Annotated in this window: 21 protein-coding genes; 14 read left to right on the top strand and 7 right to left on the bottom strand. The window is 67.6% G+C overall.

The genetic code is table 11. The features are described from left to right. The 3 genes from WB508_RS01635 to WB508_RS01625 all read right to left on the bottom strand — a co-directional run. Positions 1-707 (bottom strand): SCO6745 family protein (locus WB508_RS01635; RefSeq protein ID WP_423843130.1); only part of this gene is annotated, 707 nt, incomplete at its 3' end. Beyond that, a complete protein-coding gene (locus tag WB508_RS01630) occupies positions 704-1,348 on the bottom strand; it encodes a DUF2461 domain-containing protein (protein ID WP_423843129.1) in 645 nt (214 codons plus the stop codon). The genes WB508_RS01635 and WB508_RS01630, both read right to left, overlap by 4 nt. Further along, on the bottom strand, positions 1,345-2,304 hold the full coding sequence (locus WB508_RS01625; RefSeq protein ID WP_423843128.1) for an NADPH:quinone oxidoreductase family protein: 960 nt from the start codon (positions 2,302-2,304) through the stop codon (positions 1,345-1,347). Before WB508_RS01625 ends, WB508_RS01630 begins: the two co-directional genes overlap by 4 nt. A 41-nt stretch (positions 2,305-2,345) precedes the next feature. On the opposite strand from WB508_RS01625, the gene WB508_RS01620 reads away from it, so the two are divergent. Continuing rightward, positions 2,346-4,868: a DEAD/DEAH box helicase gene (locus WB508_RS01620; protein ID WP_423843127.1), complete on the top strand. Its 2,523-nt coding sequence runs from the start codon at positions 2,346-2,348 to the stop codon at positions 4,866-4,868. 14 nt (positions 4,869-4,882) lie between these two features. Here the strand turns inward: WB508_RS01620 and heR are convergent, their stop codons facing one another. The 3 genes from heR to WB508_RS01605 are packed head-to-tail and all read right to left on the bottom strand — an operon-like array spanning position 4,883 to position 8,505. Continuing rightward, positions 4,883-5,674 carry a heliorhodopsin HeR gene (gene heR / locus WB508_RS01615; protein WP_423843126.1) on the bottom strand — a complete coding sequence of 264 codons (792 nt, stop codon included), beginning with the start codon at positions 5,672-5,674 and terminating at the stop codon, positions 4,883-4,885. A 9-nt stretch (positions 5,675-5,683) separates the two neighbouring features. Further along, on the bottom strand, positions 5,684-7,057 hold the full coding sequence (locus tag WB508_RS01610) for a cytochrome P450 (RefSeq protein WP_423843125.1): 1,374 nt from the start codon (positions 7,055-7,057) through the stop codon (positions 5,684-5,686). Further along, a complete protein-coding gene (locus WB508_RS01605) occupies positions 7,015-8,505 on the bottom strand; it encodes a flavin-containing monooxygenase (protein WP_423843124.1) in 1,491 nt (496 codons plus the stop codon). The genes WB508_RS01610 and WB508_RS01605 overlap by 43 nt, the downstream gene beginning before the upstream one ends. Positions 8,506-8,545: 40 nt before the next feature. Here WB508_RS01605 and WB508_RS01600 point away from each other — a divergent pair, with 40 nt between their 5' ends. Next, a complete protein-coding gene (locus tag WB508_RS01600; RefSeq protein ID WP_423843123.1) occupies positions 8,546-9,157 on the top strand; it encodes a TetR/AcrR family transcriptional regulator in 612 nt (203 codons plus the stop codon). Between the two features lie 13 nt (positions 9,158-9,170). On the opposite strand, the gene WB508_RS01595 is transcribed toward WB508_RS01600, so the two are convergent. Next, positions 9,171-9,662: an inorganic diphosphatase gene (locus tag WB508_RS01595; protein ID WP_423843122.1), complete on the bottom strand. Its 492-nt coding sequence runs from the start codon at positions 9,660-9,662 to the stop codon at positions 9,171-9,173. Positions 9,663-9,747: 85 nt separating this feature from the next. Between WB508_RS01595 and dacB the strand changes: the two genes are divergently transcribed. The 12 genes from dacB to WB508_RS01535 form a co-directional block, all read left to right on the top strand. Beyond that, positions 9,748-11,175 (top strand): D-alanyl-D-alanine carboxypeptidase/D-alanyl-D-alanine endopeptidase, encoded by a 1,428-nt coding sequence (gene dacB / locus WB508_RS01590; RefSeq protein ID WP_423843121.1) that lies wholly within the window; start codon positions 9,748-9,750, stop codon positions 11,173-11,175. Positions 11,176-11,203: 28 nt separating this feature from the next. Beyond that, complete coding sequence (locus WB508_RS01585) at positions 11,204-12,259, top strand: zinc-dependent metalloprotease (RefSeq protein ID WP_423843120.1); 1,056 nt, start codon at positions 11,204-11,206, stop codon at positions 12,257-12,259. A 21-nt stretch (positions 12,260-12,280) separates the two neighbouring features. After that, entirely contained in the window at positions 12,281-13,219 is a 939-nt protein-coding gene (gene tilS / locus WB508_RS01580; RefSeq protein WP_423843119.1) for a tRNA lysidine(34) synthetase TilS, read from the top strand. A 55-nt stretch (positions 13,220-13,274) separates the two neighbouring features. Then, the gene (gene hpt / locus WB508_RS01575; RefSeq protein WP_423843118.1) at positions 13,275-13,832 is read left to right on the top strand and encodes a hypoxanthine phosphoribosyltransferase; all 558 of its coding nucleotides are present in this window, start codon (positions 13,275-13,277) and stop codon (positions 13,830-13,832) included. Between the two features lie 73 nt (positions 13,833-13,905). Next, positions 13,906-15,903, top strand: coding sequence for an ATP-dependent zinc metalloprotease FtsH (gene ftsH / locus WB508_RS01570; RefSeq protein WP_423843117.1), 1,998 nt, complete (start codon positions 13,906-13,908; stop codon positions 15,901-15,903). Beyond that, a complete protein-coding gene (folE, locus tag WB508_RS01565) occupies positions 15,900-16,466 on the top strand; it encodes a GTP cyclohydrolase I FolE (RefSeq protein ID WP_423843116.1) in 567 nt (188 codons plus the stop codon). Before ftsH ends, folE begins: the two co-directional genes overlap by 4 nt. Beyond that, positions 16,466-17,302 (top strand): dihydropteroate synthase, encoded by an 837-nt coding sequence (gene folP / locus WB508_RS01560; RefSeq protein WP_423843115.1) that lies wholly within the window; start codon positions 16,466-16,468, stop codon positions 17,300-17,302. The genes folE and folP overlap by 1 nt, the downstream gene beginning before the upstream one ends. Next, positions 17,299-17,748, top strand: coding sequence for a nuclear transport factor 2 family protein (locus WB508_RS01555; RefSeq protein WP_423843114.1), 450 nt, complete (start codon positions 17,299-17,301; stop codon positions 17,746-17,748). The genes folP and WB508_RS01555 overlap by 4 nt, the downstream gene beginning before the upstream one ends. Positions 17,749-17,750: 2 nt before the next feature. Continuing rightward, positions 17,751-18,128, top strand: a complete 378-nt coding sequence (gene folB / locus WB508_RS01550; protein WP_423843113.1) for a dihydroneopterin aldolase — start codon at positions 17,751-17,753, stop codon at positions 18,126-18,128. Further along, positions 18,125-18,688 carry a 2-amino-4-hydroxy-6-hydroxymethyldihydropteridine diphosphokinase gene (gene folK / locus WB508_RS01545; protein WP_423843112.1) on the top strand — a complete coding sequence of 188 codons (564 nt, stop codon included), beginning with the start codon at positions 18,125-18,127 and terminating at the stop codon, positions 18,686-18,688. The genes folB and folK overlap by 4 nt, the downstream gene beginning before the upstream one ends. A 30-nt stretch (positions 18,689-18,718) precedes the next feature. After that, on the top strand, positions 18,719-19,195 hold the full coding sequence (locus WB508_RS01540) for a DUF3180 domain-containing protein (RefSeq protein ID WP_423843111.1): 477 nt from the start codon (positions 18,719-18,721) through the stop codon (positions 19,193-19,195). A 121-nt stretch (positions 19,196-19,316) separates the two neighbouring features. Beyond that, positions 19,317-20,038, top strand: a 722-nt coding sequence (locus WB508_RS01535) for a Rossmann-like and DUF2520 domain-containing protein (RefSeq protein ID WP_423843110.1), incomplete at its 3' end; no start/stop codon positions are given.

Here is a 20,038-nt window from a genome sequence, read left to right as displayed (position 1 = left end):
GCGTTGGCCACCCGGTGCGTGGTCTCCTCGATGCGGGCGCGAGCGGCTCGGCCGCCCTCCGTGACGGCGCGCCATTCGTCGACCCATCCGCGCATGTGCAGCTGCTCGTAGGCGTCGTCCCAGGCTGCGTCGTCCCATCCCCGCGACTGCTGCTGACCCGATGGAACCAGGCCGGACGCTGCGGCCAGGGCGTTGGCGGTGGCGCCGTCGATGCCCGAGGCGGTCAGCACGGCCACGTGGGCGTCGCCGTGGTACTCGCGGAGCACCGTCGCCAGCTGCCACAGCCGACCGATAGGGTCGTCGGCTGGCGGGATGGCCACGTGGGCGGCCGCCAGGGGTCGGCCAGCGAGATCAGCGCGGCGTACGACCTCGCCGAGATTCGCTGTGAGCACCCTCAAATCGGTGTCGCCGACGAGGGGCGTCAACGTTGCTCGTGCTGCGTCGATCCGAGCAGCCAGGACGTCGTCGGGCGAGGTGAGGGCCCAGGCCTTCGGCAGCGCCCGGTCCACCCTGGACGGCGCGAAACCGTGGAAGAGGGCAGTGACGACCTCGGGACCCGGCGTGCCGAGGGCTGCCGACCGCGAGGCGAAGTACCCCATCCAGAAGCCCTGCAGGCCCAGCGCCTCGAATCGCTCGGCCGCGTCGTGGCTGAAGTACACCGGGGCGTGCACGGCTTCGACCGCGCGCCAGAACTCCGGAGTGCTCATGCGCCGGCCTGCTGCGTGTGGTGCAGCAGCCAGTCGACCAGCGGCGAAGCGGTGCGCCAGTCGTCGCGGACCTGGTCCAGCAGGGCGGCGGTGTGCACGTAGGGCGCGAAGCCATGATCGCGGCCCAGGGACATCGAGCGGTGCCGCAGCAAGGCGATCCGGGGGTGGCCAGCGTCATAGCCCCGCGGGGATGTCGTGAGTCGGTCGCCCCCCAGCTCCCACCCAGCGCCGACCAGACGGGCGACGATGCGTTCGAGATCAGGTCCGTACCGGTCGTCGACGATCGCTTCGCGGAACGCTGCGAGCCGGGCAGGCGCGGCGGCGTAGAACCCGACGCCGGTGCGGACTCCGGCCGCACCCACCTGCACGTAGTAACCGATCGCTGGGCCCTTCGCGACGAAGGCTCCCTGGTGCGTCTTGTACGGGGTCTTGTCCTTGCTGAACCGGACGTCGCGGTAGGGCCGAAAGATCTTGGCTTCGCCGAACTCCTCGGCCAGCGCCGCCGTCAGTGCCGTCATCGGTGCCTTGACCGCGGTGGCGTGGACCTCGCGGTGGGCTTCCCAGAACCCCTTGGTGTTGTCCATCTCGAGATCGTCATAGAAGTCGAGTGCAGCCTCGGGGAATCCGGAGAACGAGGTCACGGGACCAGCAGCACCTTGCCGGTCGCCCGGCGCTCGTCAAGCGTCAACAGCGCCTGGCTGGCCTCGTCGAGCCCGAAGGTTGGGCCGACGATCGGCGCGAGTGCGCCGCTGGTCAGGTGGGGGGACAGCGCGGCCCATTCCAGGCCGATGTGGCCCGGCCGGCTGAGCGCGTAGGCTCCCCATCCAACGCCCACGACCGAGACGTTGTTGAGCAGAAGCCGGTTGACCTTGACGGTGGGGATCTCGCCCGCCGTGAAGCCGATGACCAGCAGGCGGCCGTCATCGGCCAGGCAGCGCAGCGAATCGGTGAACCGGTCGCCGCCGACGGGGTCGACCACGATGTCGACCTTGCCGGACGCGGTGACGGCGTCCTTGAAGCCCTCGGCGAGCACGAACTCGTCGGCGCCCGCCTCGACGGCGATCTGGCCCTTCTCAGGAGTCGAGGTGATCGCCACGACACGGCCGGCCCCGAACGCCTTGGCCACCTGGATGGCAGCGGTGCCGATGCCGCCCGCGGCGCCGTGGACGAGCACGGAGTCACCAGCTGCGAGGCCGCCGCGTTCGACCAAGGCGAAATAAGCGGTTCCGTAGTTGAAGATGATCGAGGCGCCCTGCTCGAAGGAGATCGACTCCGGCAGCGGAAAGGTCAGATCGGCAGGTGCCACGGCCTCCTCGGCGAAACCCCCGAGCAGGCACAAGGCGGCCACGCGGTCACCGGGGGAGAACGCCGATCCCTCGGGGGCCCGGATCACCTCGCCGGCGATCTCGGCGCCCGGTGTGAAGGGCAGGTCGGGCTTCATCTGGTACTCGCCACGACTCTGCAGCACCTCGGGGAAGGCGACTCCAGCTGCACGGACGCGGATCAGCACCTGATCGGGACCGGGCTCGGGCGACGGGATGTCGACGACCTCCACGGCTTCGGGTCCGGCCAGGGTCGTGATCTGCACAGCTCTCATGCGGCTGACCCTACTGGGGGGCCTCACGACACAATGAACGGATGCGCCTTGTCGATCTGCTCCCGCCCGAGGGGACCGACACCGACGAGGACACCGTCTACGATGCCGTCACGACGTGGGTGGCAGACCGTGGGCTGACTCTCTACCCCGCTCAGGACGAGGCGATCCTGGAGTGCGTCGCCGGCTCCAACGTCGTGCTCTCGACCCCCACCGGCTCGGGCAAGAGCCTGGTCGCGACCGCCGCCATGGCTGCGGCGTTGGCGCGTGGTGAGTGCAGCGTCTACACGGCGCCGATCAAGGCGTTGGTCAGCGAGAAGTTCTTCGATCTGTGCGAGATCTTCGGTGCTGACAACGTCGGGATGGTGACCGGCGACGCGGCCGTCAACGCCGACGCTCCGATCATCGCGGCCACCGCTGAGATCCTCGCCAACATGTCACTGCGCGAGGGTGCGGCTGCCGACATCGGGCTCGTGGTGATGGATGAGTTCCACTACTACGCCGACCCTGATCGCGGGTGGGCGTGGCAGGTTCCGTTGATCGAGCTCCCGCGGGCGCAGTTCTTGTTGATGTCGGCCACCCTCGGCGACACCACGCGGCTGGTGGCCGATCTCGAGCGCCGCACGGGCCGGGACACCGTCGAGGTCACGTCCACCGAGCGGCCCGTCCCGCTCGTCAGCGAGTATGTCTCGACACCGGTGCACGAGACGCTGGAGCAGCTGATCGAGACCCGTCAGACGCCGGTCTACGTCGTGCACTTCACCCAGGTGTCCGCCCTGGAACGGGCCCAGGCGTTGACCAGCCTGAAGATCGCCACCCGGGAAGAGCGGGACGTCATTGCCGACCACCTCGGCGACTTCCGGTTCTCCTCAGCGTTCGGCAGGACGTTGTCGCGCCTGGTCCGCGCTGGCATCGGCGTGCACCACGCGGGCATGTTGCCGCGCTACCGCCGGCTGGTCGAGACGCTGGCGCAACAGGGTCTGCTGAAGGTCGTGTGCGGCACTGACACGCTGGGCGTGGGCATCAACGTGCCGATTCGCACGGTGCTGTTCAGCGGGCTGTCGAAGTACGACGGCACCCGTCAGCGCCAGCTGCAGGTGCGCGAGTTCCAGCAGATCGCGGGTCGGGCAGGTCGAGCCGGGTTCGACACCATCGGTCACGTGGTGGTCGAGGCGCCCGAGCACGAGATCGAGAACGCTCGTCTGGTGCGCAAGGCCGGCGACGATCCCAAGAAGATCAAGAAGATCCAGCGCAAGAAGCCGCCCGAGGGCTACGTCTCGTGGGGCCAGGGCACGTTTGAGAAGCTGGCCACCGGCACCCCCGAGGCACTGGTCTCCCGCATGCGGGTCAGCCACGCCATGGTGCTCGACGTGCTCCAGCGATCCGGTGACGCTCGAGAGTCGCTGACGCGGCTGATTCGCGAGAGCGGCGAGACCGAGGAGTCGCAGGATCGGCTGCTGGCCGAGATCGACGCGATCATCGACGCGCTGATCGCGGGCGACGTCGTCGAGCCGATCGAACCGCCCGACGCCGCCGGTCGCACGTTGCGGCTGACCGTCGACCTGCAGGCCAACTTCGCGCTCAACCAGCCGTTGTCCCCCTTCGCCGTCGCCTCGCTGGAGCTGCTCGATCGCGAGGACCCCGCCTACACCCTCGACGTGGTGTCGATCATCGAGGCGACGCTCGACGACCCCCGCCCCATCATCAGGGCCCAGCGTCACCGAGCCCGCGGTGAGGCGGTGGCCGAGATGAAGATGGACGGCATCGAGTACGACGAGCGGGTGGAGCTGCTGGAGGAGGTCGAGCACCCTCAGCCGCTGCGCGAGCTGCTGGAAGCCGCGTACGAGACGTATCGCATCGGGCACCCCTGGGTCGCCGATCACGAGCTGCGACCCAAGTCTGTCGTGCGCGAGATGTGGGAGGGGGCGATGACCTTCAGCGAGCTGATCGCGGACTACCAGCTGGCGCGCTCAGAGGGTCTGGTGCTGCGCTATCTGTCGGACGTCTACAAGACACTGGGGCGCACGGTTCCACTGAGCGCGCGCACCGAAGAGCTCGAGGACATCACCGAATGGTTGGGCGAGCTCGTGCGTCAGACCGATTCGAGCCTGCTCGATGAGTGGGAGGAGCTGATCAAGCCTGGCGTGGATCCGCTCGACGTGCGTCCGCAGGCACAGTCAGGCGCTCCGCCACGACCACTGACCGGCAACCCGCGGGCCTTTCGCGTGCTGGTCCGCAATGCGATGTTCCGTCGGGTCGAGCTGGCAGCGTTCGGGCGATGGAGTGCACTGGACGACCTGGACGCCGGAGCAGGCTGGGACGCGTCAGCCTGGATGGAGGCCATGGCGGCGTACCGCGAGGAGTACGACGAGATCGGCACCGGCCCCGAGGCGCGCGGTCCCCATCTGTTCATGGTCACCGAAGGAACCGGCACATGGTCAGTACGCCAGACCTTCAACGATCCCGAAGGCGACCGTGACTGGGGCATCAGCGCCACGATCGATCTGGCGGCCTCGGACGAGCGGGGCGAACCCGTCGTCACCGTCACCGCCGTCGGCCCCCAGTAGCCGCACGGCTCGGCTCAGCCGGCGAGCGACCCGCCGAAGATCTGCCAGGCGAGAGCTGACTTGGCCACCAGGCTGAGAACGAGATACACCTTCTCGCCGAAGGCGTAGCTGCGCCAGGGACCGATCTCGCGGTACTGCAACCACTGGTTGACGGCAAAGGACGAGAAGAACACCAGCAACGTCGAGAAGATGACGATGACGAAGCCGGGCACCTCGGCCGATCCGACGAAGTTGACCACGATCGCCGCCCAGGGGGCTGCTCCCGCGACGGTGCCGAACCAGAACGGCAGCATCGTGGTGCTCGCACGGCCGGGAGGATTCATCCGCTCCTGCAGCCAGCCGAAGAAGATCATCGCCATGTTCGCGCCGACCACCAGGATCACTGTCGCGATGTCGGTGAGACCGAAGTAGAAGCCGATCAGGACGATCATGATCGTGGCGCTGATGGAGTACTCGGCCCACCGGAAGCGGTTGATGCCCCGGCGCAGGTCCGCCTCGTAGAGGCCCCGACCAATGGTGGCCGTCACGAGATGATCGATGGCGGCGAGGAACAAGAACACGGCGATCGCCGAAGCGATGCTGACGTCGAACAGGGCAGACGGCGTCGGAGGCGGGGTTCCGGGAGGGCCGGTGGGGTAGGTCGACGTGACGGCGATGGCGAAGCCGCTGCCCAGCACCAGGATCGCGACGGCCTGGGCCGCGTGCAGCACGGTCAGGCCAAGATTCCAGCGGCGGAGCCCAGCGAGGGCCTCATCAGTGACGCCTGCGGCGCCGGCAGCAGTGGCCGTGGTGTCGAGATGGCTCATGGCACGACCTTAACGAGCCTTCAGGTGCAGGGGTGCCTGGTCGCCGGCCACGTTGGTGATGTTGCGCAGCCGATTCGGCGCAGGGTGGTCGGCGCTGACCTCGTAGCGCTGCAGAACCTCGCGCAGCACCACGGTGCCCTCCATCAGGCTGAAGGCGGCGCCGATGCAACGGCGCACGCCACCACCGAACGGAATCCAGGTGTTGGCGGCCACCTTCGTGCCGCCGAGGAAGCGGTCCGGGTCGAACCGGTGGGCGTCAGCCCAGCTCTCCTCGCGGCTGTGCGACAGCATGATCGACGGCGTCACGGTGACGCCCTTGGGCAGACGCCGTCCGCCGACCACCTGGTCGCTCTTGAGCGTTCGAGCCACGAAGTCGATGACCGGATGCACTCGCATGCCCTCTTTGAGGCAGGCCTCGAGGTAGGCGTCGTCGCCGGTGTCGGCGGCCTCGACGGCGCGCGCCAGCAGGTCAGGGTGGCGGCCCAGCTCGTGCAGGGTCCACGTCAGGGCGGACGCGGTCGTCTCGTGCCCGGCCAACAGCAGCGTGACCAGCTGGTCACGCAGCTCCTCGTCGGTCAACGGCGCCTCGCCCTCTTCCTCGCCCACGCGCAACAGGCGCGACAGCACGTCGTCACGCGACTCCAGGTCGGAGGCGGCTCGACGGTCACTGATCTCCGCGTACAGCAGCCGGTCCACCTCCTTCTGGTTGTTGAAGTAGTTGCGCCACGGCGGCAGGTGCGACAGCGGCGGGTAGATCCACGCCATGAGCATGAAGGGGCCGATGTCGACCATGCGGTTCACCCGCGGACGCAGCTCGGCCAGGTTCGCCTCGTCGGTGACGCCGAACACGACCTGCAAGATGATGTCAAGGGTGATGGAGTTCATGCGCTCGAGCGTCATCATGTGCTCGCCGTCGTGCCACGAGTCGACCGCGACCTTGGCGATGCCCTCGACCAGCGGTCGGTAGCCGCGCATGGCGGGCCCCGTGAAGGCTGGCATCAGCAGCTTGCGAGCACGCTGGTGCGCGCCGTCGTCGGTCAGCAGCACCGAGTGCTCGCCCATGACGGGCTTGAGGATCGCGTTGCCCTCGCCAGCGTGGAACTGGCTGGGGTCAGCCCCGAAGATCTCCTTGATGTCGGCCGGGTCGGAGAACACGACCATGGTCCGCGGGCCCGGCAGGATGTCGATCGAGAAGGCGTCTCCGAACTGCTCGTGCAGCTTCGGAATCGCCTCGAACCGGCCGCGCATGAAGGTGCGCGTCGAGCGCCACGAGCCCTGGTCTGGTCCGTCCGGGATGTCGTACCGGTCCCGGTCGTACTGGTGCCGTCCGCGGCGCGCCATCAGGCGGCCCGGCCCTCGCCCGAGGTCTGCGGGCTTGACCACGCGAAGTCGGGCGCATTGATCTTGCGCGTCTCCCACCAGTACTGGAAGGTGAACTTGGGCCAGATCGTGCGGTTCTTGCCGTGACTGTCGAGATACCAGCTGGTGCAGCCGCCTTGAGTCCAGATGCCCTTTTCGACGAGGCGCTGGATCTCGATGTTGAAGGCCGTCTGGGCGTCGAGCGTCGGCTCGGCGGCAACGACGCCGCGAGCGTCCATCTCGTCGATCAGCTTGATGATGAACTTGGTCTGCTGCTCGATCATGAACACGACCGAGTTGTGACCGAGGGCCGTGTTGGGCCCGAGCATGAAGGCGAGGTTGGGGAATCCGTTGATCATCATGCCCATGTAGGTCTCGACGCCGTGCTCGCGGAACTGTGCGGCAAGGTCCAGGCCGTCGCGCCCCTTGATGTCGAGGTAGTCGAAGGCGTCGATCACGTGGAAGCCGGTTCCGTAGATGATGACGTCGGCCTCGTGCTTGACGCCATGGCCATCGATGACGCCGTCGCTGACGATCGTGGCAGTGCCGTCGGTGTTCAGCTCGACGTTGTCGCGCAGGAACGTCGGGTAGTAGGTGTTCGACTGCAGGACCCGCTTGCAGCCCAATCGGTAGTCGGGCGTCAGCTTGGCCCGCAGCTCGGCGTCGGGAACGGTCTTCTTGAGATGCCCCTTCACGATCCGTTCGGCGATCGGAAGGAAGTTGAGGTGCCCGTTGAACCCGAGGGCTCGCGACTCGAGCGTCCAGTACAACGCGTTGCGATAAGCACGGTGGGCTCCGGGCACCTTCTCGAACACCGTCTTGCGCCACTGGGCCGTGGGCTTGTCCTTCTTGGGCAGCACCCAAGGCGGCGTGCGCTGGAAGACGGTCAGCTGACTGACCTGCTCGGCGACGATCGGGACGAACTGGATGGCGCTGGCACCGGTGCCGATGACGACGACCTTCTTGCCGGTCAGGTCGACGGAGTGATCCCACCTGGCGGAGTGGAAGATCGGGCCGGCGAAGGTGTCGGCGCCGGTGATCTCGGGGATGTTGGGGATGTGCAGCCCGCCGACGCCGGCGACGAGAACCCGGCACTCATAGGTCTCACCACTGGCGGTGTTGACCGTCCAACGCTGGCGATCCTCGTCCCACGTGGCGCCGGTGACCTCGACCCCGAAGTCGATGTAGGGCCGGATGCCCTGGTCGTCGGCGACCTTGCGCATGTACGCCCAGATCTCCTGCTGGCCCGAAAAGCTCTTGCTCCACTCGGTGTTCAGCTCGTAGGAGAAGGAGTACATGTGGCTGGGGATGTCGCACTCGCACCCGGGATAGGTGTTGTCGCGCCACGTGCCGCCGACGTCGTGGGCCTTCTCGAGGATGGTGAAGTCCTCGCGGCCAGATTCGCGCAGCTTCATGGCCATGCCCATGCCCGCGAAACCGGTTCCGATGATGATGATGTCCTTGGTGATCACAGTCAGATACTATCGGTATCTGGAATGCTGGCAAGGTTCTATGACGGGAGACACAGTGACGGTCGACAGCTCGAGGGGAATTCGCGCGGAGCGGCAGGCACAGACACGCCTGCGGCTGACCGAGGTCGCGCGCGACATGTTCCTCGCCGACGGATATGCGGCGACGTCGCTCGACAAGGTGGCGCTGCGTGCTGGGTTCTCCAAGGGCGCGGTGTACTCGAACTTTGCTGGCAAGGACGAGCTGTGCATGGCGGTGCTGGACAGCATCCATCTCCAGCAGATCGACGGCGTCGTGGCAGCGTTCGGTGGCGGCGGCGATCTGGACGCTCGTATCGACGCCTTCGCCGACTGGGCTCGCGAGGGTCTGGGACAGCCGCGATGGACCGCTCTCGAGTCTGAGTTCGGCGCCGTCGCAAGACACAGCCCCTATGTGGCCAACGCGTTGAAGGCTCGGCATCGCGAGATCCGCGAGGCCATCGAGACGTTGATTCTCGAGGTCACAGCGGAAGCGGGCGTCGAGTTGCGCATGCCGGTCGACCGCGCCGCGACGGCCATGCTGAGCCTCGGGATCGGGCTCGGAGCACTTCGCTCGATCGACCACACGGTCGACGTGAGCGTGTTCGCCGACGCGATGCGTGCGCTGCTGCGCTGAAAGCGCCGAGGTGTCAGTAGCCGCCGTTGGCCTTGAACCGGGCGAAGCTGGCGTTGATCTCGACCTCAGCCTCGACACGGCCGGTCCAGACTGAGCCCTCCACGGACTTGCCGGGCTCCAGGTCCTTGTAAACGGTGAAGAAGTGCTCGATCTCGAGGCGGTCGAACTCCGGCACGTGGTGGATGTCGCGCAGATGCTCTTGGCGCGGATCGGTGGCCGGAACGCACAGCACCTTGTCGTCGCCGCCGGCCTCGTCGGTCATGCGGAACATGCCGATCGCGCGGCAGGTGATGACACAGCCCGGGAAGGTCGGTGAGGGCAGCAGCACCAGCGCATCGAGCGGGTCGCTGTCGAGGCCGAGGCTGTTGTCGATGAAGCCGTAGTCGGCCGGGTACTGGGTCGACGTGAACAGCGTGCGGTCGAGGCGGATGCGATGCGTGTCGTGATCCACCTCGTACTTGTTGCGCTCGCCCTTGGGAATCTCCACGGTGACGTCGAAGATCACGGCTGCCTCCTGAGGCTGAATGGACGCCGCGCACGAGACAACGGGCAGCGAAGCCAACGGATTCGGTGTCTATAGTCTGGCGCACGTGGCAGACGCGAGGGCCAGCAGGGTGCCCACCAGCTGGTGGCGGCGGAGCGCCACGCGTCTGCTCGTCTCGGTGCTCGTGGTGCTGGTCGGCGCAGCACTCGCGGTCGGTGCGCGGTGGGCGTGGCAGGACGGTCAGCTCAATGGCGTGATCTGTGGCGGCGACTGCGGTCCGTCCAACGTCGTCGCGCCCGACGGTCTGGTGGTGAGTGCGCCGGCGTCGGCGGTCACGTCGCCGACGTCGGCCAGCGCCCCCGTCGATCCAGACGCTGTGGTTGCTGCGGTCGATGTTCTGCTCTCTGACTCGTTGCTGGGGCCCAGCGTCGGCTTCGCCGCCGCGGCAGCGGACCCCGGGGCGCCGATCAGCACCGCCGGCCAACCTGGCGTGTTCATGCCTGCGTCCACCACCAAGCTGCTGACCGGATACGCCGCGCTCGCGACGATCGACCCGCAGACCCGGTTCACGACGTCGGTCGTCATGGCTGGCGACAGAGTCGTTCTGGTCGGTGGCGGCGATCCGTATCTCACCGCACGTCGCGACAAGAACTCGACGCGCGTCGAGAGGGCCGACCTGAAATCACTAGCCGAAAAGACCGCGGCAGCGCTGCAGGACTCTGGGCGCGCGTCGGTCCGACTCGGATTCGACGACGCCCTCTTCACGGGTCCAACCATCAGCCCCGGCTGGGAGGACAGCTACATCCCCGACAACATCGTCACCCCGGTCAGCGCGCTGTGGGTCGACCAGGGGCTGAAGGACGGTGTTCGTGCGCAGGATCCGGCGCAAGCCGCTGCCAACCGATTCGCACAGCTGGTGCGCGATGCCGGCGTCGACGTGACGGGCACCGTTGGCCGCACCGCGGCGCCAGCGGGTGCCGCGCTGCTGACATCAGTGCGCAGCGCCACCGTCGAGCAGATCGTCGGGGCGCTCATCCGCACCAGCAACAACCAGACCGCCGAGGTCATGCTCCGACACGTTGCCTTGGCGGGCGGCCGACCCGGCAGCTTCCAGGAAGGAGCAGCGGCCGTCTCCGCAGCCCTGCAAGCCGCGGACATTGACACGACCGGTCTCGTCCTGATGGACGGCAGCGGGCTCTCGCGCCGCAATCGGATCAGCCCCACCACGCTGGTCGACGTGGTCCAGGCGTCGTTGTCGACGCCCCGCGGTGCGGCCGTCGTGGACGATCTACCTCTCAGCGGATTCAGCGGCACCTTGGCCGACCGGTTCGACCGCGCTGCCCATGGTCTGATCCGAGCCAAGACCGGCACGCTCAGCGGAGTGCACTCACTCGCCGGCTACGCGCTGGATGCTGACGGGCGTCCGGTGGTCTTCGCCGTCATGTCCGATGAGGCCGATCGAGTGAAGTCCTTGGCAGCACAGGCCTCGATCGACGACATCGCGGCAGCCATCGCGGCCTGCTCCTGCGGCTGACTGCCCGTCCGCGCCGTACCGTGGTCGCATGATCGACTGGAAGTTCGCGCAGGCCACCGCGACGCGACTGTCGCGGCCCGGGCCCGAGATGTCGGCTGCCGAGGTCGCCGAAGCGGTCGAGGAGCTGCGGGTCGGGGCAGCCAGATCCGAAGCCCCGGTGCGGGACTTCACGGGTCTGCACTCCACGCACGCGCTGGGCGCTCCGTCGCCGGTCCTCGTCGTCGACCGACCGCGCTGGGTGGAGGCAAACCTGTCGACCTTCCAGCTCATGATGGATCCGATCAACGCCAAGCTCGCCGAGACCAGCAAGCTGCCCACGGGCCTGTCGCGCTCGGTGGGCGAGAAGGTGAGCGGCGCCGAGCTGGGGGCCCTGATGTCCTTCATGTCCACCAAGGTGCTCGGTCAGTTCGATCCGTTCTGGACCGGACCGCACGGCGAAGGCGGCCGACTGCTGCTGGTGGCTCCCAACATCGTCGCGGTGCAGCGCCAGCTCGACGTCGACCCACACGACTTCCGCCTCTGGGTCTGCCTGCACGAGGAGACGCACCGGGTCCAGTTCACCGGTGTGCCGTGGCTGCGTGAGCACTTGCGGAGCCTGATGGAGGAGTTCATCGACGCCACGGATCTGGATCCGCAGGCCATGTCGGCGATGCTCCAGCAGGCGCTGTCCCAGGCGGTCAAGGTGGCCAAGGGAGATCCGAATGCCTCACTTGCGTCGATGTTCCAGAACGAACGTCAGAGCCAGATCGTGGACCAGATGACCGGCGTCATGTCGTTGCTGGAGGGCCATGCCGACGTCGTGATGGACGATGTCGGACCTGAGGTGATCCCCACGGTCGCGCACATCCGTCGCAAGTTCTCCCAACGTCGCGCGGGCGGCAGCGGCATCGACAGGCTGATCCGACGACTGCTTGGACTCGAGGCCAAGATGGCCCAGTACCGCGACGGTGCCGTCTTCGTGCGGCACGCGATCGACACCATCGGCATGGACGGTTTCAACGCGGTCTGGTCCCACCCGTCACATCTACCGACGCGCTCGGAGATTCTTGAGCCGTCGACGTGGGTGTCGCGTGTCCACGCCTGATCGCACGGCTGGGTGAGGTCGATGGGTGGAGCGCTCGATCCCACGGTCGCCTCGGCCCGGAACGCGGTCGGGTCGGCCGTGGCTGATCTTCCCGCCGGCAGCCGCGTGGTCGTGGGCGTATCCGGCGGCGCGGACTCACTGGCGCTCGCCGCGGTCGCGACCTTCGTGGCCCGCGGTGCCGGCTTGAATATGTCAGCCGTCGTGGTGGACCATCGCCTGCAATCGGGATCGGGCGAGGTGGCTCGTCGTGCCGTGACCCAGCTGGAGAGTCTGGGCGTGCGCGCCCGGACGGAGCAGGTCGAGGTCGGCAACCGTGGGGGTCCCGAGGCCGCGGCTCGGGCTGCCCGGTTGGCCGCGCTGACCCGCGAGCCGGTCGATGCAGTGCTGCTGGCCCACACGCGCGACGACCAGGCCGAGACGGTGCTGCTCGGATTGGGTCGCGGCTCCGGCCCCCGCTCGATCGCCGGGATGGTCCCACGATCCGGGCTCTTTCGGCGTCCGTTCCTCGGCCTCGGTCGCCAACAAACCGAGCAGATCTGTCGGGCCCACGGCCTCACCTGGTGGGATGACCCGCACAACGTCGATCCGATGTTTCGTCGCGTGCGGCTGCGGCGCGAGGTGCTCCCCCTGATGGAGGAGGTGCTCGGCGGCGGGGTTGCCGAGGCGCTGGGGCGTACGGCTGAACAGCTGCGCGCGGACCTGGACCACCTGGACGAGCTGGCCGCCGATGCGCACACCCTCGACGTCGATCATCTGGCGGCGCTGGCCCAGGCCATCCGCTCGCGAGTGCTGCGGCGTGCAGCGCTCGACGCGGGGGCCCGACCCGACGAGCTGGCGGCCCATCACATCGGCGAGCTGGACCGGCTGATCGCCGACTGGCATGGCCAGGTGCGCGTGGAGCTGCCCGGAGCAGTTTCGTGCCGACGCGTCGATGGGGTCCTGGTGTTCGGCCCCACGTGAACGTGAGCGGTCTCCTCATCACGCCGCGATGGTGGGGGTATGGGAAGGTGAGCACGTGGACCAATCGCACGTCGAAGGTGACCTAGAGCTCGACCAGACCTTGTTCACCGAGGAGCAGATCCTCGCGCGCCTGAAGGAGATGGCAGCCGAGATCGAGCGGGACTACGAGGGCCGCGAGCTGCTGCTCGTCGGCGTGCTCCGCGGGGCCGTCATGGTCATGGCGGATCTGGCCCGCAGCCTGGACCGTCACGTGGAGATGGACTGGATGGCGGTGTCGTCCTACGGTTCGGGCACCAAGTCATCCGGCGTCGTGCGCATCCTCAAGGACCTCGACAGCGACCTGCAGGGTCGCGACGTGCTGATCGTGGAGGACATCATCGACACCGGCCTGACCTTGTCGTGGCTGATCACCAACCTGCGCTCGCGCGGGCCGGCCTCGGTGGAGATCGCCACCTTGTTGCGCAAGCCCGAGGCCGTGCAGACCGAGATCGACGTCAAGTACGTCGGCTTCGACATCCCAAACGCCTTCGTCGTGGGCTACGGGCTCGACTACGCCGAGAAGTACAGGAATCTGCGGTGCATCGGCACTCTTGCCCCCCACGTCTACTCCTGAGGTCCTGCGCAGCACCCTGTACCGTCGGAATCCCCACCAGCACAAGGAGGAGTGGACCTCTCCACGCCTGCTCATGAACTTCAAACGTCTCGCCAAGGGCCCATGGCTCTGGATCGCCGTCATCGCCATCGTGGTGCTGACCGCCATCAACTTCTCCTCCGGTCAAGACGGGTACAAAGAGGTCAAGACCGCGACCATGATCGGGTACCTCGAATCCGGCAAGGTCACGGAAGTCAAGTTCGTCGACGGCGATCAGGCCATCCGCGCGACGCTCACCGATGACACCCAGGTCAAGTCCAAGTTCCTTCTGGGCCAGGGCGAAGGGTTGGCTGAGCGCGCCGAGGCGCTGGTCCAGGACAAGAAGCTCAAGAGCTTTGACGTCGAGGTCGCGACGGGCAACACCCTCGCCAACATCCTGATCTCGATCGTGCCGTTCCTGCTGTTCATCGGCATCTTCTTGTTCATCATGACCCGCATGCAAGGCGGTGGGGCCGGTGTCATGAAGTTCGGCAAGTCCAAGGCCAAGCTGATGAACAAGGACACCCCGCAGACCACGTTTGCCGACGTCGCTGGCTGCGACGAGGCCATCGAAGAGCTGGGTGAGATCAAGGAGTTCCTCGCCGAACCGGCCAAGTTCCAAGCTGTCGGCGCCAAGATCCCCAAGGGCGTCCTGCTGTACGGACCTCCCGGCACCGGCAAGACGTTGCTGGCCCGCGCCGTCGCCGGTGAGGCTGGCGTCCCGTTCTACTCCATCTCCGGCTCCGACTTCGTCGAGATGTTCGTGGGCGTCGGCGCCAGCCGCGTCCGCGATCTGTTCGAGCAGGCCAAGGAGAACGCCCCGGCCATCGTGTTCATCGACGAGATCGACGCCGTCGGACGGCACCGCGGCACCGGCATGGGCGGCGGTCACGACGAGCGCGAGCAGACCCTCAACCAGCTGCTGGTCGAGATGGACGGCTTCGACGTGCGCGGCGGGGTCATCTTGATCGCCGCCACCAACCGCCCGGACGTGCTGGATCCGGCGCTGCTGCGTCCGGGCCGCTTCGACCGTCAGATTGGCGTCGACGCCCCCGATCTCGCAGGCCGCACCCAGATTCTCACGGTCCACGCGCGCGGCAAGCCACTGGGACCCGGCGTCGATTTGGAGGCCGTCGGTCGCCGGACCCCAGGCTTCAGCGGGGCCGACCTCGCCAACGTCCTGAACGAAGCCGCGCTGCTCACGGCCCGCAACAACGCCAAGGTCATCGACGATGCCGCGCTCGACGAGGCCATCGATCGTGTGATGTCCGGCCCGCAGCGTCGCAGCCGACTGATGAACGAGAAGGAACGTCTCATCACGGCGTATCACGAGGGCGGTCACGCACTGGTGGCAGCGGCGCTGCCGCAGAGCGATCCCGTGCACAAGATCACGATCCTGCCCCGCGGGCGAGCCCTGGGCTACACGATGGTGCTTCCGGACGAGGACAAGTACAGCCAGACTCGCGCCGAGCTGCTCGACAAGCTCGCGTACATGATGGGCGGTCGAGCCGCCGAGGAGTTGGTCTTCCACGACCCGACCACGGGGGCGGGCAACGACATCGAGAAGGCCACCAGCGTGGCGCGGGCCATGGTCACCCAGTACGGCATGACCGAACGGCTGGGAGCCGTGCAGCTCGGCGAGACCGAGGGGCAGCCGTTCCTCGGCCGCGACATCGGTCACACACGCAACTACTCCGAGGCCGTGGCCGCCGTCGTCGACGAGGAGATCAACCGGCTGATCACCACGGCGCACCACGAGGCCTTCGACATCCTTCAGGAGAATCGTGACGTCCTCGACGCGTTGGTCCTGGAGCTGATGGAGAAGGAGACCCTCGACAAGTCCCAGGTCGCCCGAATCTTCGAACCATTGCGGCGCCGTCAGATCCGACCGGCCTGGACCGGTTCGGACGAGCGGGTGCCGTCCACCGTTCCGCCGGTGGTGGGTGCCGCCGCAGCGCGCGCGACCAGCGGTCAGAACGGCCGTGGCTCGGCGAACGGTCATGACACCCACGACTCGCACGGCGACACCTCGGCTGACGCGGATTCTTCGTGAGCGTCGATCTGCCGCGAGCTGAGGCGGCCGTGCGCGAGCTGCTGATCGCTGTCGGCGAGGACCCCGATCGCGATGGTCTGGTCGACACCCCCAGGCGGGTGGCCAGCTCCTACATCGAGCTGCTCGCCGGACTTGACCAGTCGCCCGAGGACGTGCTGACCGCCGACTTCGACGTCGGCCACTCCGAGCTGGTGCTCGTGAAGGACATCGAGATGTGGTCGTTGTGTGAGCACCACCTGGTGCCGTTCTTCGGGGTCGCCCATGTCGGGTACATCCCCGATGGCGGTGGCCGGGTCACCGGACTGTCGAAGTTCGGTCGCCTCGTCGACGTCTTCGCGCGCCGGCCGCAGGTGCAGGAGCGGCTGACCACGCAGATCGCCGATTCGATCGTCGACCTCCTCAACCCGCAGGGTGTCATCGTCGTGATCGAGGCCGAGCACCTGTGCATGTCGATGCGCGGCGTCCGCAAGGGCGGTGCCAAGACAGTGACCAGCGCGGTGCGGGGGCAGTTGCGCGACCCGGCCACCCGAGCCGAGGCCATGGGCCTCATCACGGCACGCTGATGGCTCTGGACCATCTGCCCACGGACCGCTGTCTGGTCATGGGCGTGGTCAACGTGACGCCAGACTCGTTCTCCGACGGGGGGCGCTGGCTCGATGCCGATACTGCGGTGCAGCATGGCCTTGATCTGGTCGCGGCCGGAGCGGACATCATCGACGTGGGCGGCGAGTCCACCCGCCCGGGAGCGTTGCGGGTCGATGCCGCCGAGGAGCGGCGACGCGTGCTGCCGGTGGTGCACAGGCTGGTCGCGGCCGGCGTCACGGTGTCGGTGGACACGATGCGGTCCGAGATCGCGGTCGAGTCGCTCGCGGCCGGCGCGGCGATCGTCAACGACGTCTCGGGAGGGCGGGCCGATCCGGAGATGATGCCGGTGCTCGCTCATGCGGAAGCGCCAGTCGTGCTGATGCACTGGCGGGAACATTCCGCGCGCATGCAGGAGCACACGCAGTACGACGACCTGGTCGCCGACGTGGTGCGCGAGCTCACGGAACAGGTGGACGCTGCTGTCTCGGCGGGAGTCCATCGGGACCGCATCGTGATCGACCCGGGGCTGGGCTTCAGCAAGACCGGCGATCAGAACTGGACTGTCCTGGCCCACCTCGACGCCTTCACCTCGCTGGGGCACCGGGTCCTGGTGGCAGCCAGTCGCAAGCGATTCCTTGGCGAGCTGCTGGCCGGAGAGGGCGACCTGCGTGCCGTGGGAGAACGGGAGCACGCGACGGCTGCACTCTCGACGTGGTGCGCGAACGCCGGTGTCTGGTGCGTGCGCGTGCACGACCCGGCCGCATCGGCGGACGCCGTCCGGGTCGTGGCCCGACTCGATCGGGAGGCGCCATGACCGAGGCCGTGCTGGCGGCCCACCGGGCGCTCTACGACGCAGTTGAGAGCGGTGACGCCGATCTGATGTCGGCGCTGTGGGTCGATGACCCCGAGACGTCCTGCGTGCACCCGGGTGCGCCGATCCTGCGAGGCACGTCTGAGATCGTGCGGTCGTGGGTCGTGCTGATGGCCCAGATCGGATACATCCAGTTCTTCCTCACCGACGTGGAGGTCACCACGCTGCCGCTGGGTTCTGGCGCGCCAGAGACGGCTGTCGTGTCCTGCACCGAGAACATCCTGTCGGGCGATCCGGACCAACCGGGCGGCATCGCGGCGGCGACGTCATTTGGGGCGGCCACGGCCCAGAGCACCAGCATCCTGGTACGCCACGAGGCAGGCTGGCAGTTTTGGCTGCGGCACGCCTCTCCCGTCATGGTGTCGATGGACGAGATCGAGGAGAACTGACGATGGCCATTCCCGACGGGCTGGACCGCATCGACCTACGTGGCGTCGCGGCCTTCGGCCACCACGGACTGTTCGAGCACGAGCGACATGACGGACAGATGTTCATCGCGGACGTGAGCGTGGGTCTCGACCTCGGACCAGCCGCTCGAGAGCACGACCTCACCCGCAGCGTCGACTACGGCGGCCTGGCCCAGGCGATCCACGACATCATCACTGGTGAACCCGTCGACCTGATCGAGACGGTGGCGCTGCGCATGGTGGACGTGGCCCTCGGTGACCCATCGGTCCAATGGGTTAGCGTGACGGTGCACAAGCCAGAAGCGCCCATCGCGGTGACGTTCTCCGACGTCGCCGTCACGATAGAGCGGAGCAAGCAGTGACCGAAGCGCCCACACCGTACGAATTGGACGCCGACACCATGACCGGCGGGATGCGTCCCATCCGGCAGGCCGTGCTGTCGATCGGTTCCAACCTCGGCGACCGCTTGGACAAGTTGCAAGGCGGCGTCTCCGCTCTCGAGGACACCCCCGAGGTCACGGTCGTCGCGATCTCCTCGGTCTACGAGACCGAGCCAGTGGGTGCCCCCGCCGGCTCCAAGAAATTTCTGAACGCCGTCGTGCTGCTCGACACCACGCTCACGGTGCACACCCTGCTGGACCGCGCGTTGGCCATCGAGGATGCCTTCGGTCGCGAGCGCGGCGAGGCCAGTGCCCCCCGCACGCTCGACGTCGACATCATCATCGTGGGCGATCGCGTCGCCGAGGACGAGCAGCTGGTGCTGCCGCACCCCCGAGCGCACGAACGCGGTTTCGTGCTCGTGCCATGGCTGGAGATCGACCCCGAGGGCGAGATCCCCGGACAGGGCTTCGTGGCCGACCTCATCGGCAACGTCGACACCTCGGGTGTCGTCAAGCGCGAGGACATCGAGATCATCTTGTGACCTCGAGTCGCACCTGATGCGAGTCCACCCATGAACCCCATGCGCCGCACCTCCGTGCTGTGGGTGCTGGGTGTCTTTGCGCCGGGCCTCGTGGTGGGATTGCTGACCCCGCCGGTCATCATCCGCCTGGACGGCACCGTCCCGCGCGTCTCCTGGGCGGCAGGTTTGCTGCTGTTCGTCGCGGCGGCCGGCGTCGGCCTGCTGGCCTACAACACGTGGCAGAGCCTGCACAAGAAGAAGACCCGCATGACCTCGCAGTACGGCGTCACCGTGTTGTCGATCGCCAAGTCGGGCGCCGCGGTCGGCGCGCTCATCGCCGGGTTCTACACCGGCTTCGCTGTGACCTACCTCGATGACCTGGACACCGTGCTCGGCCGAGAACGAGCCATTCACAGTGGTGTGGCCGCTGTGGCCAGCGTCCTGCTGCTGATCGCCTCGCTGTTGCTGGAGCGCGCCTGCATCGTTCCGCACGACGAGGACGACGACGCCATCGGCGAGCCTGCCTGAGCGATCGCCTGTGATTCAGCGCACAGGCCGGATCGGTGGCGGGGAGGTCGTATCGGTCTAGACTCGTGGGGTCACATACGTCTGGTACCCGCTCGCGGGACTGGAACCGAAAGGCAACCGCATGAACGAACACAGGGGCACGGCTCGCCGATCGGTGGGCGTGATCGGCGCTGGCCGCGTGGGCGCCATCCTGGCCGCCAAGCTCACCTCCGCTGGGTACCCGTTGGTTGGCGTCAGCGGATCTTCGCCCGCGTCGATCCTGCGCATCGAGACCATGCTCCCGGGCGTCGACGTGGTGCAGCCGGTCGAGGTCGCGGAACGTGCCGACGCGGTCTTCCTTGCGGTGCCGGACGACGCTCTGATTCGGGTGGCCGAGGAGCTGGCATCCACCGGTGCCGTGCGGCGCGGTCAGTTCGTGCTGCACACCAGTGGCCGCCACGGGCTTGACGCGCTGGCCGCGCTGGTGCGCGTCGGTGCCCGCCCGATCGCGCTGCACCCTGCCATGACCTTCACCGGTACCGCTGTCGACCTCGACCGCACGCCGGTCTTCGGCATCACGGCGGCCGCGCCCGAGCGGCCCTTCGCCCAAGAGCTGGTCGCCGCCTTCGGCGGGACCGCGATGTGGGTCGCTGAGGCCGACCGAGCGCTCTACCACGCAGGCCTGGCGCACGGCGCCAACCACCTGATCACCCTGATTGCACAGTCGATGGAACTGCTCCGGGCCGCCGGATCCGAGGACCCGGCGGCGGTGCTTCGTCCCTTGCTGACCGCAACGCTGGACAATGTGCTCGCCTACGGCGACGCCGCGCTGACCGGCCCCGTCGTGCGTGGTGACGTCACCAC

This window comes from Aeromicrobium sp. (assembly GCF_049586495.1).
Classification (GTDB): domain Bacteria; phylum Actinomycetota; class Actinomycetes; order Propionibacteriales; family Nocardioidaceae; genus Aeromicrobium.
The sequence above is the reverse complement of the archived record's forward strand: the minus strand, read 5'-3'. Positions and strand labels throughout refer to the sequence as shown.

Excerpts from the sequence above, each read along its gene's own strand:
- WB508_RS01625 (WP_423843128.1), bottom strand. The coding sequence starts at position 2,304 with ATGAGAGCTGTGCAGATCACGACCCTGGCCGGACCCGAAGCCGTGGAG.
- WB508_RS01620 (WP_423843127.1), top strand. The coding sequence starts at position 2,346 with ATGCGCCTTGTCGATCTGCTCCCGCCCGAGGGGACCGACACCGACGAG.
- heR (WP_423843126.1), bottom strand. The coding sequence starts at position 5,674 with ATGAGCCATCTCGACACCACGGCCACTGCTGCCGGCGCCGCAGGCGTC.
- WB508_RS01600 (WP_423843123.1), top strand. The coding sequence starts at position 8,546 with ATGACGGGAGACACAGTGACGGTCGACAGCTCGAGGGGAATTCGCGCG.
- WB508_RS01585 (WP_423843120.1), top strand. The coding sequence starts at position 11,204 with ATGATCGACTGGAAGTTCGCGCAGGCCACCGCGACGCGACTGTCGCGG.
- tilS (WP_423843119.1), top strand. The coding sequence starts at position 12,281 with ATGGGTGGAGCGCTCGATCCCACGGTCGCCTCGGCCCGGAACGCGGTC.
- ftsH (WP_423843117.1), top strand. The coding sequence starts at position 13,906 with ATGAACTTCAAACGTCTCGCCAAGGGCCCATGGCTCTGGATCGCCGTC.
- folP (WP_423843115.1), top strand. The coding sequence starts at position 16,466 with ATGGCTCTGGACCATCTGCCCACGGACCGCTGTCTGGTCATGGGCGTG.
- WB508_RS01555 (WP_423843114.1), top strand. The coding sequence starts at position 17,299 with ATGACCGAGGCCGTGCTGGCGGCCCACCGGGCGCTCTACGACGCAGTT.
- folB (WP_423843113.1), top strand. The coding sequence starts at position 17,751 with ATGGCCATTCCCGACGGGCTGGACCGCATCGACCTACGTGGCGTCGCG.
- WB508_RS01540 (WP_423843111.1), top strand. The coding sequence starts at position 18,719 with ATGAACCCCATGCGCCGCACCTCCGTGCTGTGGGTGCTGGGTGTCTTT.